Raw genomic sequence first — 16,601 nt, 5'->3', positions numbered from 1 at the left:
TGGGTTTATTGTCGAATGTATGTTCGATAACGGATCGACGGGCGGTGTGGGCACATCCGTCGATGACGGCCGTCCTGTCGTCGACCCACTCGTGTTGCCGGACATGCTCTTTGCGACGGCGCAGAGCGAGAACATGCTAGCCGCGCAAAAGGTGCTCGGTGCATCCATGTTGTCGGAGTCGAGATTCAACGCCGAACTCGACGTGTCCGGTGATGTCGACAAGGCGTGGCGGATCGCATGCAACGAGATCGCGGTCATGCTCACGTGCTCGCGTCGTACTGCCGAAGTCCACATCGAGATCGGTGATGCCCTACGGGAGTTCCTTCCGCTCACCAAGGTCGCCTTCGCTGCCGGCGAGCTGGACTATGCGCGTGTGCGCAAGATTGTCGACGGACTCACCGGGGTCGACCCCGAGGCGATCGCAGCACTCGAGCGCCGGGTACTTGCCTCGGCGCACCGTCTTCCGCCCGGGCAACTGGAGCGCGACATCGAGCGCCAGCTCTTTGCCTACGATCCGGATGCTGCCGCCGAACGTCGCCGGAAGATGCTGGAACACCGCGATGTTCGCACGCGAGCAGACCGTCACGGACTCGCCCAGTTGCAGGCAACACTCAGCGCGACCGAGGCCGTCGAAGCGCTTGGCCTAATCAACGAGGCCGCCGGAAGCGTCTGCAACCACGATCCACGAAATGTCTCGACCCGTAGGGCCGACGCACTGGTCGCTCTGCTGCACGGCGAACAGGGGCTGACTTGTCAGTGTGGCAGCGAAACGTGCGAGGCAGCATCCACAGCAGCTCGATCGACTGCATCCTCACGTCGGAAGCCGTTGTTGCACATCGTGTGTGATCTGGCGACGCTCCTCGGATTGATGTCAGATCCCGCGAGCATCGACGGATACGGGCCGATCGATCCTGATTTTGCTCGCGAGCTCGCCGCTGATTCCACCTGGCAGGCCTTGTTCGTTGATTTCCGCGCCCAGGCCGCGGGGAACCGACCGCGTCGGCAGCATGCTCCGACTGTCCTGCCGCTTGTCACCCGACGTGATCGCCCAAGTCGCGAACCGAACGGCTGCGGGGATCGGATTCGGGCAATGCAACGGTTGGTCGCGCGATCACCGGACATCGTTCGAAGATCGGATGGGCATGGCACCCAACCCGATCCGCCTCCCGGCGCGCTGACCTATGCTCCGGGAGCGGCTCTGGCCGCATTGGTGCGGGCCGTCGACGGTCACTGCCGGTTCCCTGGTTGTTCGGTGCCCGCGAACAGGTGCCAACTCGACCACATCACCGAGTTCGATCCTTCCGATCCGAGACGCGGTGGGTGGACCATTGCGAGCAACCTCCAATGCCTGTGTCGTCATCACCATCAGGTGAAGACATACAGGTTGTGGACACCGGTGATGCTGGAGGACCGTGCCATTCACTGGACCGATAAAACCAGCGGGTTGACGGCGGTCACGGTTCCGGAGAGGCACTGACTTCGAAGATGGTCTCCAGACCGTCTTCTTCGTCCCACTGCTCACCGACTTCGTTGAAACCGTACTGGCTGATCAGGTTTCGAGAGGCGGCATTGTCCGGACTGATGGTCGCTCGAACGGTGTGTACTTCGGATTCGCGACTCGCGACGTCGAGAAGTATCTCGAGGGCGGTTCGTGCGTAGCCCTGACGCCGGAACGCCGGGTCGATGCGATATCCGACCTCCACCATCCCGCGCGCATCGGGGCGACCGTGGAATCCGGCCAACCCCACCGGCGTCGAGGTGCAGGCATCGACTGCGATGCGGGTGATCCACGCGCTGTCGAGGGGATTCTCTGCTATCTGCTTGCTCCGGTAGCGCCACAAGCCCTGGCATTCTTCGCCGAGGAGATACGGGGTCAGGAGGTTGGGTGCGAGTTCCATTGCAAGAGTGGCGTTGTCTTCACCCAGTGCGTGCACGGCGAGTGATGGAACCTGGATCAGTTGAAGTCCCCGTCCGTCGAGTGTCCAGGGTAGTTCGGTGACTGTCACAGGTCGGCGATGGGGGTCGACAGCGTTATGTCGACACCGATGCTCCGGAGATTGCCGTCGAGGACTTGCCAGATGGAGCGTTCGAGGAATTCGGCCAATTCCGCACTGGTCACATCGGAACCCGGCTGGCTGAGCCAACGGTTGACGCTGACGTCGACCAATCCGATGACGCCGAAAGCCAAGGGCTCAGCCATCTTCGACGGTTTGCCACGGCTGGTGAGGATCGTGCCCAACAAATTTCCCAATTGGACGGCGATTGCCGTCTTGGTTCCGGTCACCACTTTCGAACCGGTGGCCCGCGTACTCGGCGAGCCCTTGCCTAAAAAGTGGTGCAGTCGTGGATATTTCACAATCCACTGGAGGTAGGTCTCGACGGCCCGTGAGATGGCCTCGCCGACGGTGCCCTGCGGCGTGAGAGTGGGGGCCAGGTCGGTCATCATCATCTCGAGGATGCGGACTCGCAGCTGCTCGTCGAGGTCGGCTCGATCCTTGAAAATCCGGTAGACAACAGAGCGGGGGACGTCGGCGCGCTCGGCGATCTGCTGGACGCCGACGTCGGCGCCACCTTCGTTGACTGCATCGAGTGCTGCGTCGAGGATCCGCGCTTTGCGCTGCTCCTTGTGATCGTTCCAGCGAGTGCTGCGCCCGTCGGGCTGCGCCGACTCGGCTGTTTTTGTCATAAATCGAACGATACTCACCCCGCCATTGACTGGACAAGATGTCTCACATACTTTGGTGGGACAGCGTGTCACACACAGATACCGTTCTCTTCAGGAGTGGCAATGAGTAACAGGGTTTTTGTCGTCGGCGTCGGCATGACGAAGTTCGAGAAGCCGGGAGCCCGCGAGTGGGACTACCCGGATATGGCACGCGAGTCGGGTACCAAGGCGCTCGAAGATGCGGGTATCGACTACACCGAGGTCGAGCAGGCATACGTCGGCTACGTCTACGGCGAGTCCACCGCAGGTCAGCGCGCTGTCTACGAGCTCGGTCTGACGGGTATCCCCATCGTCAACGTCAACAACAACTGTTCGACGGGATCGACCGCGCTCTACCTCGCCACGCAGGCGGTCAAGAGTGGTCAGGCCGACTGCGCACTCGCGCTGGGCTTCGAGAAGATGCAGTCCGGGTCCCTCGGATCCACCTACGACGACCGAGAACAGCCCCTCATGCGGCACCTCCTCGCTCTCGCCGAGCTGCAGGAGTTCGCGATGCCGCCCGCTCCGTACATGTTCGGCGCCGCGGGCGTCGAGCACATGGAACGCTTCGGAACCACTGCCGAGCAGTTCGCGAAGATCGCCGTCAAGAACCACAAGCACTCGCTGAACAACCCGTACGCCCAGTTCCAGGACGAGTACACCCTCGAGCAGATCCTCGAAGCACGCCAGATTCACGGGCCGCTCACCAAGCTCCAGTGCTCGCCCACCTCGGACGGATCCGGCGCGGCGATCATCGCCAGCGAAGCATTCGTCGAAAAGCACGGGCTCGCTGCTCAGGCGATCGAGATCGTCGGACAGGCCATGGTCACCGACATGAACAGCACTTTCGAGGACAAGAGCGCCATCAGCCTCGTCGGCGCGGACATGACCCGCAAGGCCGCCGAGAAGGTATACGCCCAGGCCGGGATCACCGCCGACGACGTCGACGTCATCGAACTCCACGACTGCTTCTCCACCAACGAGTTGCTGACCTACGAGGCACTTGGACTGTGCGCCGAAGGTGACGGCGGCAAGCTCGTCGACGCCGACGACACCACCTACGGCGGACGCTGGGTGGTCAACCCGTCCGGCGGCCTCATCTCGAAGGGCCACCCCCTCGGAGCAACAGGCCTCGCGCAGTGCGCCGAACTCACCTGGCAGCTCCGCGGAACCGCGGACAAGCGTCAGGTCGACGGCGCGAAGGTCGCCCTCCAGCACAACATCGGACTCGGCGGTGCAGTTGTCGTGACCGCATACAAGCCCTACGCACGCTGAATCACACCCTCAACCCGCCAGCTACCCACTAGGAGTTTCATCATGGCTTCCGTTTCCGTCTCCGCCGTACTGCCCGCATCCCCCGAGAAGACCTGGGATGCGCTCTCCGATCTGTCTCGCTGGGAAGAGTGGCTCACCATTCACCAGGGCTGGAAGAGTGAACTCCCCACCGAGGTCGCGTTGGGCGCCAAGTTCACCGAGGTCGTCTCCGTGATGGGTATGGCCAACAAGATCGAGTGGACCGTCGAAGAGGTCGAGGTTCCGAAGATGGTCAAGATTGCCGGTACCGGAATGGCCGGCGTCACCGTCGAATTCATCCTCTCGGTCGAGGCCGACGGTGCGGGTTCGAAGGCAACCGTCGACGCCAGCTTCAAGGGCACCATGATCGTCGGGCCGATCGGCAAGGCAGTTGCCAAGAACGCCAAGGCTGATCTCGAGGCCTCGCTGGCCAAGTTCGCCGAGCTGGTCGGGTAACGGCTCGATGACGACACCGAAGACCAACGCGGTCGAATTCGATACGTCCGGGCTGGACGTATGGACCGATCCGGAGCACTTCGAGGTGACAGCCGAGCGCATCGCCGAATATGCCGCTGCCACAAACGACCCCATCGAGCGACACCTGAAAGGCGAGATCGCTCCGCCGGTCTTCGCGGTGGTACCCGTCTTCATGTCGATGGCACCCGCTGCGCTGTCGGTGGCGCCGGTCGAACTGCTGATGAAGCTCGTTCACGGTGAGCAGGACTTCCTGTTCCACCGTCCGATCTACCCCGGTGACCACCTTGTCGCTCGTGCCAAGCCCATCGGATTCGAGGGCCGGGACAACGGATCCACCGTCGTCATCTACGTCGAAACCAAAACCGACAAGGGTGAATTGGTCAACGAGCAGTGGATGACGGCCTTCTTCCGCAAGGTCGACGCGGGCCCCGGACTTGGCGAGAAGGCTCCCGAACACCGATTCGACGACGCTCTTCGCGCTGGTAGACCCGCAGCGGTGGTGAACCAGCACATCGACGAGGACCAGACATTCCGGTACTCACCGGCTTCCGGCGATCCGATGCCGATTCACCTCGACGAGGAGATCGCTCGGATGTCCGGTCTCCCCGGAATCATCAACCATGGACTGTGCACGATGGCGTTCACGTCGTGGGGAGCCCTGACCGAACTGGCAGGCGGCGAGACCGAGCGGTTGCGCCGTCTCGCAGTGCGATTCGCGAAACCCGTACTCCCGACCCAGGACATCGAGACGGTGTTCTACAAGTCGGGTTCGGCAGACGGAGCCACGTCGTACTCGTACGAAACCAGCGCGGTCGGCGACCTCGTGATCAAGGACGGCCTGGCGGTCATCGCCGACAAATGAGTCTTCATGTCCGACAACTGAACTGATGGGAATCTGAACTGATGGGAAGTCTCGACGGTCGCGTAGCGATCATCACCGGAGCAGGACGCGGCATCGGCCGTGAGCATGCGCTGCTCTTCGCTCGTGAGGGTGCGAGCGTCGTGGTCAACGATCTCGGCGGAGCAAACGACGGTTCCGGTGCAGATGCCGGCCCCGCGCAGCAGGTAGTCGACGAGATCGTCGCTGCAGGCGGCAAGGCTGTTGCCAACACCGACAACATCGCCACCTGGGACGGCGCCGAGGGCCTCGTCAAGCAAGCCGTCAGCGAGTTCGGCCGACTCGACGTACTGGTCAACAACGCCGGCATTCTTCGTGACGCCTTCATCGCCGGTATGGACGAGAGCCAGTGGGATGCAGTCATTGCCGTGCACCTCAAGGGGCACGCAGCGACGCTGCACCACGCTGCCGCGTACTGGAAGGACCAGAGCAAGGCAGGCGAGACCGTCAACGCTTCGGTCATCAACACCGCTTCGGCTTCGGGTACCTTCATGCCCAATGCGGGCCAGGGCAACTACGGTGCCGCCAAGGCGGGCATCGCAGCCCTGACGTTGGTGGCCGCTGACGAGCTCGATCGATACGGCGTGCGCGTCAACGCAATTGCGCCGATCGCGCGTACTCGACTGACGCTGGCGACACCCGGTATGGGTGCGCTCTTCGCGGCCGAGGTCCCCGAGGGTGAGTTCGATGCGTTTGCGCCGTCAAACATCTCGCCGCTCGTGGCCTATCTCGCGGCGGCGGACTGCAAGCTCACCGGCAAGGTGTATGCCGTTCAGGGTGGGGCCATCACGGAACTCGCCGGCTGGCACGGTGTGAACACCATCGAGAGCGAGGGTCCCTGGACCACCGCCGACCTCGCAGAACGACTGTAAGCGCATGGCACGCAACGCATACGAACTCGGTCTCGGGCTGAGTGAGGAGCACACCGCGCTTGCAGATTCGGTGCGCTCCTTCGCCGAGCGCACCATCACCACCGAGCAGGTGCGCGCGGCCGTGGAGTCGCGGACCGAGGACAAGTTCCCCCAGTTCTGGACGGCACTCGTCGGGCAGGACCTTCTCGGGCTCGCGGTTCCGGAAGAGCAGGGTGGCCACGGCGCCGGCCTGCTGACCTTGGCGGTGGCACTGGAAGCATTGGGCCGCACAGTCTCTCCCGGCCCGTTCGTTCCGACGGTATTGGCAAGCGCCGTTCTCGGCGCCGCCGATTCCAAGGCGGGACCCGAGTTCCTGCCCGGTCTGATCGACGGAAGTCGTACGGCAGCAGTCGCCTTGGGTACACCGTTGGCGGCCGAGTCGTCGGACGGTGGGTACAAGATCACGGGCGCACTCGACGGTGTGCTCGGTGGTGAGCACGCCGACGTACTGCTGGTTCCGATCCAGTTGCCCGAGGGCGTTCGCTACGCGGTGCTCGAGAGCAGCGCAGTCGCGATCACCGTTCAGGACAGCATCGACGTGCTGCGCGGTAGTGCGCGGATCGAAGCTGACAATGTTCAGATCAGCGCCGAACGGATACTCGACGGTCTCACCGAGGCGCGGGTACGGTCCATTGCCGCAGTCGTTCTCGGCGCCGAAGACGTCGGCGTCATGTCCTGGTGTGTTTCCACTGCGTCGGAGTACGCCAAGACACGCGTGCAGTTCGGGCGACCCATCGGCCAGTTCCAGGGCGTCAAGCACAAGTGTGCGCAGATGGGCATTGCGCTCGAGCAGGCACGCGCCGTTGTGTGGGATGCGGCAAGCGCATTGGACAAGGGCGACGACACGGCAGATTTTGCCGCCGACATCGCCGCAGTCATCGTGCCGGACGCCGCAGTGCAGGTAGCGCAGGACTGCGTGCAGGTTCACGGCGGCATCGGATTCACGTGGGAGCACGACGCACACCTGTACTACCGCCGCGCGCTCTCGATCCGCGGCATTCTCGGCACCCGCGAGGATCGAGCCAATCGTGTTGCGCAGCAAGCACTTGACGGTGTCAGCCGGGCTTCGGTTCTCGAACTGCCGCCGGAGGCAGAGGAGATCCGCGGCGGCATCGCGGCCGAGCTTGCCAAGTTGGTCGAGCTCGACGAGGACGACCAGCTGATCGCGCTCGGCGACGGCGGCTGGGTTCAGCCTCACCTGCCGAAGCCGTACGGGCGCGGCGCCGCTCCGCTCGAGCAGATCGTCATCTCCCAGGAAATCAAGGCTGCCGGTATCTCGATGCCGCAGCTTCTGATGGGAACGTGGGCAGTGCAGGCCGTCGTGGCACATGGTTCGGACAAGCAGAAGCAAGAGCTGGCCGTGCCTACCCTGCAGGGTGAGCTGGTGTGGTGCCAGCTCTTCAGCGAGCCCGGTGCTGGTTCCGACCTTGCGTCATTGTCCACGAAGGCCGAAAAGGTCGACGGCGGTTGGAAGATCACCGGTCAGAAGATCTGGACCACGGTTGCGCAGTTCTCCGACTGGGCAATGCTGATCGCCCGCACGGACGCCACCAAGCCGAAGCATCAGGGCATCACCTACTTCGTGCTCGATATGTCGACACCGGGCATCACCGTCCGCCCGCTGCGTGAGATGACGGGCTCGGCGTTGTTCAACGAGGTGTTCCTCGACGACGTGTTCATCCCCGACGAGAACGTGGTCGGTGAGGTCAACGACGGGTGGAACGTCGCCCGGACGACGCTGGCCGGCGAGCGCGTCGCGCTCAGCCAGAAGATGGAGGCGTACGCCTCGGACTCCGATCTGCTGAAGTTCGCGAAGTCGGCAGACCTGAGCCCGATCGGACGCTACCGTGTCGGCGAGCTGGTTGCGGAGAGTCAGGCGATCGATCTCATCGGTTCCCGCGTTGTGCTCAAGCAACTTTCGGGAATCGACGTGAGTACGACGTCGAGCGTCGGCAAGCTGTTGGCGATGAAGATCAGCCAGTCGATTGCCGAGTTCGTCGTCGCCGAACTGGGTGCTGCCGGAGCGGTCAGCATCCCAGGTCAGCCAAGCGACAAGGCGATGGAGCAACTCATTTCGGGCCGTGCCACCACCATCTACGGTGGCACAACCGAGGTGCAACTCAACGTGATCGGTGAGCGCATGCTCGGATTGCCGCGAGACTGAGGGTATTTACCGGCGAGGCTCAGTCCTGGATTCTTCTCCAGGGCTGAGCCTCTTCCAGTTCGAAGGCCAATTCGAGGAGCGTGCGCTCGTCGCCGAGATCGGCGGAGAAATGCGCAGCCAACGGCAAACCGTTGCTGGTCTGATGCATCGGTAGCGAAATCGCGGGACCTCCGGAGATGTTGTTCAGTGGCGTGAACGATGTGTACGCGATCAGCTTGTCGAAGAGTTCCTCGAAAGGCTGAGCGGGAGAGAGGTATCCCAGCTCGGGGGTGGTGTGCCCCAGGGCCGGCGAGAGCACGACGTCGTACTTCAAGAACATGGCGCTGTATTGCTGCTGGAGCCGTCGCAGACGATAGAGCACGCGCGGCGTCTTCACCAGGTTCTTCCGGTACAGCGTGTAGAGGCCCTTGGTGAGATTGTCGGTGCCGGACTTGTCGAAGTCGGGTCCGAGCATTTGTTTGCCACCGGTGGAGATGGCAAACGACAGAAAGCCCCAGTAAATGCTGAAGTCGTCGATGAATTCGGGGCCGACGGGCAGTGCTGCGTCCTCGACATGATGGCCAAGGCTTGCAAGGAGTTCGGCCGTAGCTTCGACGGACTTGCGCGTCTCGTCGTCCGTCTTGGTGACGGTGACGGAATCGGCGATCACGCCGACGCGCAGGCGGGTTGAGCTGGGTCCTTCGATCAAGCGAACCGGTGCGAGTCGCGGATTGCGGTAGTAGTTCTCAGCCGCAGACATCCATCGTGCAGTGTCGCGAACAGTGCGAGTAACGGCGCCCTGGGCGATCAACCGGATCGGCATCGACTTGTCGGCCGGATCGGCGATGGTGCGTCCGCGAGTGGGTTTGAGTCCGACGAGTCCGCAGGCAGCGGCGGGAATGCGAATCGATCCACCGCCGTCGTTGGCGTGCGCGATCGGGAGTACGCCGGCAGCAACAAGCGCGGCTGCGCCTCCCGAGGAAGCGCCCGACGAGTACGCCGGATTCCACGGGTTGTGCACGGGTTCTTCCGTCATGTATTCGGTGGACGCACTGAATCCGAACTCGGGCAGTCGGGTCTTGCCGATCGAAATGGCCCCGGTGGAGAGGAACTGCTTCGCAAAATCGCTGTCGGCTTTGGCGGGGATCGCGGTGAAGGCGGTACTGCCCTGCTGGGTGGGAAGGCCGGCGCTGTCGGTGTTGTCCTTGATCGCGGTGGGGACACCGGCAAAGACGCCCTTGGCGGGGCGGTTGCTCCTGGCGAGGGCACGATCGAAATCAGTGCAGGCCAGACCGTTCAATTGCCCCTGCACTGCCTCGGCGCGGGCGATCGATGCCTCCATGACTTCCCGTGCGGTCACCTCGCCTGATTCGATCCGGGCGGCGACGGCGGTGGCGTCGAGGTCGCCCAGGGCGTCGTCGGTGAAAGCGTGGATGGGGGTGTTCGCGGTCATGGGGATCCTTGTCAGGCGGAGGCACTCAGGTCGTCCGTCCAGCATATTGGACGGACGACCCCTGAGTGGCGCTATCTGTGGATTGCGGTATCAGCTACCGAAGATCGTCACTGCCTGCTCGGCCGCCTGCGGCGCCTGCTGGAACACTCCCTGGGGGATGAACTGCTGCGGAATGAACTGCTGGGGGCCCAACTGCTGGAAGTTCGTGACCATCGGGTGGATGACGTTGTTGAATACATCGTTGAACATGTGTTGTGTCCTTCGGATACAGCGTTTTTCGAACTTCTGACTCCATCGACACTAAGCACGGTTCTGGTGAGTTTCAACGAAAATCACTGATACACAGTCAAGTTCAAGTTCATTGCCAGCTGGGGGCCAGGAATCGGTCTTCCTTCACAGCTTGGACGCTGCGCCGTGCAGGTTCTTGGCTGTCGGGGAGGTCTCGACGGATTTGGGATCGGGGTACGTGCCCAGTACGCGATCGGCAGTTCCCGCGGTGGTGACGGTGAACCAGTAGTGCTCGTTCTTGAAGTGGTGGTTGCGGTGATTGCGCCAAACCGACCGGTAGAGAGCAGTTTTCGGCTTGTAGTCACTGTGGATGAGGAAATGTGTCCACTCGTAACCGAGGCCGAGCACGGAAATGAAGGTCAGGAACGCCAGACCGAGTTCGACGCGGGGAAATGCCAGGAGGGCGACGGCTGTCAGAACGGGAATCACGATCAGGAGCGTCTGCCACGGGATGAAGATGAGTGAGACGGTTCGCGGCGCAAAGTGGTGTTCCCGATGGCTGCGCGCCAGCCGTGAATCGAGTGTGACGCCGGCAATGGTTCGCGGCTTCCAATGGAGAACGAAGACGTGAATAATCCACTCCACGAAGGGGAATGCGGCAAGCATCACGAGCGGAACGAGGGCGTCGGTGATCTGCCAGTTGCCCACTGCGATGCGCGCCGCCGCGGCGGCCAGCAGCATGGTGCCGATCATCCATGGCGTCGGTGACTTGCGGAACGTCCGTGCGGCATCGGCGAGAGTAAGAGGCTTGCTCATGGTTTCAGTCCTTCCAGGAAGGTGAGAGCGTCGCCGATTGCCGTCGTGCCGGTGTGAAGGAGCTGTGCGGCTGACGTCTCGGCAGTTGGCTCGTCGTGTGAAGTGATGGCGGAGGCCAGTTTTCGATACAGGTCGGTCTGGCCGACTTCGGCGACCATGACGGATGCAAGTGCAGTCATAGCCGGCTCGTATGCAGCCCGAAGGCTGTTGAAGATCAAACGGAAGGCAATGGAATCTGCGCTGTCGACGACGACGTCCCAGAACGCCAGAGCGCGGTCTTGCAACTCCACTGGATCTTCGGTGGCGCCTAGTTGATCAACGGCCGTGTCGAGTTCTCGGGCGGATTCCGCGGAGATGCGACGGGCGGCCAGCACAGCGATCTGCGGTCCCATCAACTCGCGAGTTTCCAGGACGCTGCGCACCACGCTCAGGTCGGGGACGCCGTCGCGCACCAGCAGCTGGGGGAGAAGTTCGGGTCCGGCCTGGCGTCGAAAATCGCGCACCGACGTGGACTCGCCCTGGCGGACCTCGACGAGTCCGGCCTGGGCGAGCTTCTGAATTGCCTCGCGGACTGCGGGCCGCGAGACGCCGAATGCCTCGGCGAGCTTGCGCTCGCTGGGTAGCGCCTCGCCCGCAGCCAGCTCTCCGGCCAGCACTTTCACCGAAATCTGGTCGAAGACTGCGCCGGAGGCCGAGGTACGTGCAACGGGTTGAAACATGTACCGACCGTAACCCGCTTATCGGTAAGAGGTCAAGTGGTAATACCAGTTCAACGATTGGCGTCTTGGCGCGAAAGAGATACGTCTTGGCCAAGAGGCTTCACCGTAACGGTGCAGGTGAGAGTAATTTTAGGTAGCCCTAATTCGGATAACCGTCAGGAAACCCATGACATCACTCCTGTTACCGACTCCAGATACCGATGCAGAGTTCGCTCGCATCACCGCTGCCCTGACTCGACGCGGCTTTCTCGGCGGAAGTGCCGCCGCACTGTCCATGCTCGCCCTTGCCGGATGCAGCAGTGAGGACGGCGGTGACGGTGCGGAAGGCGAAACTCGGACGGTGCAGACGCACTACGGATCCGTGGATGTTCCCGTTGATCCGCAGCGCATCGTCGCCGTCTCCTACAACACCCCGTGGCAGTTGCAAGCCGTCGGCGCCCGACCCGTCGCGACGCTCGACTACAGCGCGTACATCGACCAGTTCACCCCAACACAGCAGAAGTTCATCGACGGCTTGTCCACGGTGGGGGTTTTCCTCGAGGTCAACCGCGAAGCCGTCGTGGCTGCCGCGCCTGATCTCATCGTCGGCGATGCGTACGAGATCGACGAGGACATGTTCCGCGAGCTCTCGAAAATTGCTCCGACAGCGGTGTATTCGGGCACGAACCGATCGGATTGGCGCGCTGTCGCCGAGGGTGTCGCAGACGCGGTCAACAAGGGTTCGGCATTGACGTCGAATCGCGAGAAGTATCAGGCGATGCAAGAGCGAATCCGCACCGAATACGCCGCGCAGCTTGGCGAGAATCGGTGGGCCCAGGTTGCTATCGGTGGTTCGGAAGGGCACTTCTCCATCTTGTATCCAACCGGAGTGACCGGCGCGATGCTCGCCGACCTGAACGTGACCCGCGGCGAATTCATCCCGGACCTGCGCCCAGCCACCGGCTTCGAAGCCTTCCCGCTCGAACAACTCGAAATGCTGCGGGACGTCACCGTCGTCATCTACCCGAAGCAGCCGAACGGAACTGATTCTGCAGGAATGAAATCCGTCTTCGCCAGCCCGCTGTGGAGCCGCATTCCGGCAGCAGCTTCGGGCCGGGTATTCGGAATCAGCACTCAGGTCACCGACTACGGCACTGCAATCAACTGGCTCAACGAACTCGAAACCGGCGCCTTGGAGGCACTTTCATGACATCACTTCTATTGCCCACCGCTGACACCGATGCCGAATTCGCTCGCATTACCGCAGCACTTACCCGACGCGGTTTCCTCGGAGCCGGTGCCTTGGCGGGGATCGGATTGCTCACGGCCTGCGGAACCAGCTCCGGTGAATCGGCCGAGGGTTCGATGCGCACCATCAACACGGCTCTGGGGCAGGTGGAAGTGCCCACCAACCCGCAACGGGTGGTCAGCGCCGATTACTACACGGGCCCCGCGATGTTCGACGCCGGGTTCACACCGGTCGGATTGCCGGTCGACTACGAGAACGCCGACGGCGTCCCGGAACCCTATGCGTCCGCTCTGCGGTCTCTCCCGAAGGTGGGACGCTGGTACGAGCCCAACGCCGAGGCGATAGCGGCTTTGTCTCCCGACCTGATCGTGATGACCAACCTGCTGTCGGAGAACAACCCGGATCTTTACGAGCAGATCCGGTCGATCGCACCGACCGCGGTTTTTGCCGAAGACGGGCAGTACGCATGGAAGGAGCGCGCCTTCGGAGTCGCGGACGCGCTGAACCAGAGCGCGAAGGTTCAAGAGTTGGCAGATCGGTACGAGGCGCGGATCGCCAAGTTCCGCAGCGACAACGCTGATGTGCTGAGCAAGGTGAAGGTCGTCTACACCACGTACTTCGAGGAGAGTGGTTTCTCGCTGTACTCGCCGACCAAGTATCAGACGACGGTCATCAGCGAGGCCGGGTTCCAGTTCAACGACCGTTCGCTCGCAATTCCCGCCGGCAGCAACGAGTGGTTCCCGAGGGAGCAGTTGGAGCTACTCGACGAGGCCGACGTCATCATCACCAACAGTGGCAAGGGCCCCATCAACGAGAAGTTGGCGAACGACACCATCTTCCAGCGTCTGCGCGCCGTCAAGAATGATCAGGTGTACTCGTTCGACTACGAGGGCGTCGCGTCCTTCGGTTGGGCCCTGACGTTCCTCGAGCAGTTCCAGCCGATCGCTGAGGAGATCAGAGCCAAGCTCTGATCTCCTCAGCAATCAAGAGGACGCCGGTGTCACCACATCCAGCCTCGGTTGATGCTGGTCGGTGTATGCCCACGGGCGGATCTTCTCCAGTGCTTTGCCGATCCGGAACACGGTCGGTTCGTCGTACGTATGGCCGACGATCTGGACGCCCGTGGGAACACCGTTGTGTGCGTGTCCACTCGGCACCGCCAATACGGGGCACCGATTTGCGACGTTGAACGGCAATGTGAGAAGTGCTTCGGCGGTGGTGTTCACGTGCTGACCCGCCACAGTGAGGCCGTCGAGCAAAGACTCGCCTGCCGGGAAGGCGATGGTGCCCGAAGTCGGGCAGATCAGCGCATCGAATGGAGCCATCGCCTCGGCGAGCTCTCGTTGCATTTGGGTTTCTTTGCGAAGGCCGTCCAGAAATGACATTTCCGCAGCGCCCTTCGACGTGATCGCGACGTTGTCGAGCGTGTAATCGGCAAGAAGATCACCGTGGACGCGAGCAACTTCCGCGACGGATGCCCCCATGATCGTTCCGAAATGCACCTTCACCGCTGCTGCCATCGAATCACGAGTCCACGGCAACTCGATCTCCTCGACGATCGCGCCGGCATCGACCAACGACTGTGCGAGAGCCCGGGTGTTCGCCTCGATGTCAGGTTCGATGGGGAAGTCACCGAGCCGCAGGCACAAGGCAATTCGCATTCCCTCGACCGACGGGTACTCGTGTGGCAGTGTGATCGCCGGCCTCAGCGAAGAATGGTCACGCGGGTCCGGCCCGATCAGAACGTTGGCCAAAAGAATTGCGTCGTCGACAGTTCGGGCCATCGGACCGTCGCCACGGTAGGAATCCATGGACAGCGGGGCGACCCCGGCGATACGCCCGTACGATGCCTTGAGGCCGACGGTGCCGGTAAAGCCTGCCGGGCCTCGTGTCGACCCGCCGATGTCGGATGCTGTTGCCAGAGTGGTAGTTCCGGCGGCGAGTGCGGCGCCCGCACCTCCGGATGAACCTCCGGGGCTGTAATCGAGGTTCCAGGGATTGCGGGTCACGCCCCACAAAGGAGAGTGTGTGAACGCCGCGACGCAGAATTCCGGTGTCGTCGTGCGTGCGTGAATCAGGCCGCCTGCTGCCAGAACTCGGTCGATCACGGGTGCGTTCTCGCGGGCGATGTTGCCGCGTCCCGCCAGAGAGCCTTCGGTCAGCGACTTTCCGGCAATGGAGTGTTTTTCCTTGGCAGCTACCGGAATTCCCTCCAGCGGCCGCGGGTCGGGTCCTTGGCCGCGATACCGGCTCTCGGCATCCCGGGCGCCTGCGAGTGCCTCGTCGAACATCTCTTCGGTGAAGGCATTGATGTGAGGTTCGAGCTTCTGGGTTCGGTCGATGATTGCCTTTAGCAGTTCGACCGGAGACAATTCCCGCGCGCGAAAGTGAGCAATGGCTTCGGTGGCGCTGAGGTAGTGCAGTTCGTCTGACATGACGTTATCTCCCTGGGACAGTATGTGTGGGAATCACGCGCTCCGCGCAAGGGCTCCCAGCGCGGCCGCGGTCATGGCTGTAACACCTTCGGGTAGGGCCGCGGCGGGATCTGGGGCGAAGCGCGGTGAATGATTGGACGGCGTGCCGGGTGGTATCCGTCCCTCAGCGAGCGCGGCAAGGGCGGTTCCGTCGAAACTTTGAAGTGCCGTTCCGCCGAAATGCCAGAATACGGAGGGGCATTGGGCGGCGGTGCCGAAGATGCCGAAGTCCTCGCTACCCGAAAGTGGTTGTGACAGAGTATGCATTCCCAAGCCGGCCTGTCGCAGGTCGGACATCACCGTGGACGTGGCGTCCGGAGTGTTGACCGTGGCCGGAAAGCCGTTGTACGCATGAACGTCCGGCGCGTCGGTGGCGCCTGCCCCGTCAGCTTCTGCGCGAGCGATCCTGCCCACCGATTCGAGCATGTGATCTCGCGACGACGCACTGAAAGTTCGCAGGCTGAGTAGCAGTTCGGCGTCGTCGGCAATGATGTTCGCAGCTGTGCCGGCGTGCAAGGCTCCCACCGTGAGCACAGGTGCTGTCGGGGTTGCCGCTTCATGAGCGACCAGACTTTGAATGCGCAGCGCGAAAGACGCTGCCATCAACAAAGGGTCGATGCATGCGTACGGTGATGACGCGTGTCCACCACGGCCGTGAAAGACCACTCGTATCGTGTCGGATGCTGCCATCAAGATGTCGGGTTTGCTGACCAACATCCCCGCCGGAGTCGGGCCCACGTGCTGTCCCAGGCAGAGGTCCGGTCGTGGGAAGCGGTCGAAGATTCCGTCGTCGACCATCGCACGAGCGCCGGAGCCGGTCTCCTCAGCAGGCTGGAAGACCGCGACAACAGTCCCGGTGATCGATGTCGGATCCGCGGAAAGTGCTGCGCACGTGGCAAGTAGCGCGGTTACGTGGACATCGTGGCCACACGCATGCATGACTCCATCAGTTCTGGAGGCGTAGGACAGCCCGGTGTCTTCTGCCACCGGCAACGCGTCCATGTCGGCGCGTAGCAGGATCACCGGACCGCTGCTCCCTTCGAGAACACCGACGACACCCGTACCGCCGACCCCGACCGTGACGTCCCAGCCACCGATTCGCCGAAGTTCCTCGGCAACAATTGCGGCGGTGCGAGTTTCGTCGCCGGACAACTCGGGGTGTGCGTGTAGGTCCCGGTAGAGCTCGAACCAGTGCGGCTCGACGGTTCGCAACCGCGACGGGTCTCCGAACTCGAGATTCGAAAGCAGTTGATTCAT

General features: G+C 62.6%; 16 protein-coding genes. 8 read left to right on the top strand and 8 right to left on the bottom strand.

Features of this window, described 5'->3' with window-relative positions; translation table 11 throughout:
- Window positions 1-19: 19 nt before the first annotated feature.
- Window positions 20-1,477: an HNH endonuclease signature motif containing protein gene (locus AC1Q61_RS12820; RefSeq protein WP_215515563.1), complete on the top strand. Its 1,458-nt coding sequence runs from the start codon at window positions 20-22 to the stop codon at window positions 1,475-1,477.
- On the opposite strand, the gene AC1Q61_RS12815 is transcribed toward AC1Q61_RS12820, so the two are convergent.
- A complete protein-coding gene (locus tag AC1Q61_RS12815) occupies window positions 1,455-2,006 on the bottom strand; it encodes a GNAT family N-acetyltransferase (protein ID WP_042920618.1) in 552 nt (183 codons plus the stop codon). The genes AC1Q61_RS12820 and AC1Q61_RS12815 overlap by 23 nt on opposite strands.
- Window positions 2,003-2,686, bottom strand: a complete 684-nt coding sequence (locus AC1Q61_RS12810; RefSeq protein WP_042453238.1) for a TetR/AcrR family transcriptional regulator — start codon at window positions 2,684-2,686, stop codon at window positions 2,003-2,005. Before AC1Q61_RS12810 ends, AC1Q61_RS12815 begins: the two co-directional genes overlap by 4 nt.
- 102 nt (window positions 2,687-2,788) lie before the next feature.
- Between AC1Q61_RS12810 and AC1Q61_RS12805 the strand changes: the two genes are divergently transcribed.
- The 5 genes from AC1Q61_RS12805 to AC1Q61_RS12785 are packed head-to-tail and all read left to right on the top strand — an operon-like array spanning window position 2,789 to window position 8,447.
- Complete coding sequence (locus AC1Q61_RS12805) at window positions 2,789-3,979, top strand: lipid-transfer protein (protein WP_007735955.1); 1,191 nt, start codon at window positions 2,789-2,791, stop codon at window positions 3,977-3,979.
- Between the two features lie 42 nt (window positions 3,980-4,021).
- Window positions 4,022-4,453, top strand: a complete 432-nt coding sequence (locus AC1Q61_RS12800) for a type II toxin-antitoxin system Rv0910 family toxin (RefSeq protein ID WP_030535858.1) — start codon at window positions 4,022-4,024, stop codon at window positions 4,451-4,453.
- A 7-nt stretch (window positions 4,454-4,460) separates the two neighbouring features.
- Window positions 4,461-5,336, top strand: a complete 876-nt coding sequence (locus AC1Q61_RS12795; protein ID WP_030535857.1) for a MaoC/PaaZ C-terminal domain-containing protein — start codon at window positions 4,461-4,463, stop codon at window positions 5,334-5,336.
- A gap of 41 nt (window positions 5,337-5,377) precedes the next feature.
- Window positions 5,378-6,244, top strand: a complete 867-nt coding sequence (locus AC1Q61_RS12790; RefSeq protein ID WP_007735961.1) for an SDR family oxidoreductase — start codon at window positions 5,378-5,380, stop codon at window positions 6,242-6,244.
- A 4-nt stretch (window positions 6,245-6,248) separates the two neighbouring features.
- Window positions 6,249-8,447 (top strand): acyl-CoA dehydrogenase family protein, encoded by a 2,199-nt coding sequence (locus tag AC1Q61_RS12785; RefSeq protein WP_042920616.1) that lies wholly within the window; start codon window positions 6,249-6,251, stop codon window positions 8,445-8,447.
- A 19-nt stretch (window positions 8,448-8,466) separates the two neighbouring features.
- On the opposite strand, the gene AC1Q61_RS12780 is transcribed toward AC1Q61_RS12785, so the two are convergent.
- The 4 genes from AC1Q61_RS12780 to AC1Q61_RS12765 all read right to left on the bottom strand — a co-directional run bounded on the left by AC1Q61_RS12780 (window position 8,467) and on the right by AC1Q61_RS12765 (window position 11,642).
- Entirely contained in the window at window positions 8,467-9,879 is a 1,413-nt protein-coding gene (locus tag AC1Q61_RS12780) for an amidase (protein WP_064073611.1), read from the bottom strand.
- Window positions 9,880-9,969: 90 nt separating this feature from the next.
- Window positions 9,970-10,128, bottom strand: a complete 159-nt coding sequence (locus AC1Q61_RS12775) for a hypothetical protein (RefSeq protein WP_003944172.1) — start codon at window positions 10,126-10,128, stop codon at window positions 9,970-9,972.
- Window positions 10,129-10,272: 144 nt separating this feature from the next.
- Window positions 10,273-10,923 carry a sterol desaturase family protein gene (locus AC1Q61_RS12770; protein WP_161121215.1) on the bottom strand — a complete coding sequence of 217 codons (651 nt, stop codon included), beginning with the start codon at window positions 10,921-10,923 and terminating at the stop codon, window positions 10,273-10,275.
- Window positions 10,920-11,642: a FadR/GntR family transcriptional regulator gene (locus AC1Q61_RS12765; protein ID WP_042920615.1), complete on the bottom strand. Its 723-nt coding sequence runs from the start codon at window positions 11,640-11,642 to the stop codon at window positions 10,920-10,922. The genes AC1Q61_RS12770 and AC1Q61_RS12765 overlap by 4 nt, the downstream gene beginning before the upstream one ends.
- A gap of 166 nt (window positions 11,643-11,808) precedes the next feature.
- Here AC1Q61_RS12765 and AC1Q61_RS12760 point away from each other — a divergent pair, with 166 nt between their 5' ends.
- Both AC1Q61_RS12760 and AC1Q61_RS12755 read left to right on the top strand, forming a co-directional pair.
- Window positions 11,809-12,831, top strand: a complete 1,023-nt coding sequence (locus tag AC1Q61_RS12760; RefSeq protein WP_042920613.1) for an ABC transporter substrate-binding protein — start codon at window positions 11,809-11,811, stop codon at window positions 12,829-12,831.
- The gene (locus AC1Q61_RS12755; protein WP_003944194.1) at window positions 12,828-13,841 is read left to right on the top strand and encodes an ABC transporter substrate-binding protein; all 1,014 of its coding nucleotides are present in this window, start codon (window positions 12,828-12,830) and stop codon (window positions 13,839-13,841) included. The genes AC1Q61_RS12760 and AC1Q61_RS12755 overlap by 4 nt, the downstream gene beginning before the upstream one ends.
- A 12-nt stretch (window positions 13,842-13,853) precedes the next feature.
- Here AC1Q61_RS12755 and AC1Q61_RS12750 read toward each other — a convergent pair whose 3' ends face one another.
- The gene (locus tag AC1Q61_RS12750) at window positions 13,854-15,305 is read right to left on the bottom strand and encodes an amidase (protein ID WP_161121216.1); all 1,452 of its coding nucleotides are present in this window, start codon (window positions 15,303-15,305) and stop codon (window positions 13,854-13,856) included.
- Window positions 15,306-15,338: 33 nt separating this feature from the next.
- The gene (locus tag AC1Q61_RS12745; RefSeq protein WP_042920611.1) at window positions 15,339-16,601 is read right to left on the bottom strand and encodes an amidohydrolase; all 1,263 of its coding nucleotides are present in this window, start codon (window positions 16,599-16,601) and stop codon (window positions 15,339-15,341) included.

The sequence above is a fragment of the Rhodococcus sp. MPR-R1B genome, assembly GCF_058793255.1.
The sequence above is the reverse complement of the archived record's forward strand: the minus strand, read 5'-3'. Positions and strand labels throughout refer to the sequence as shown.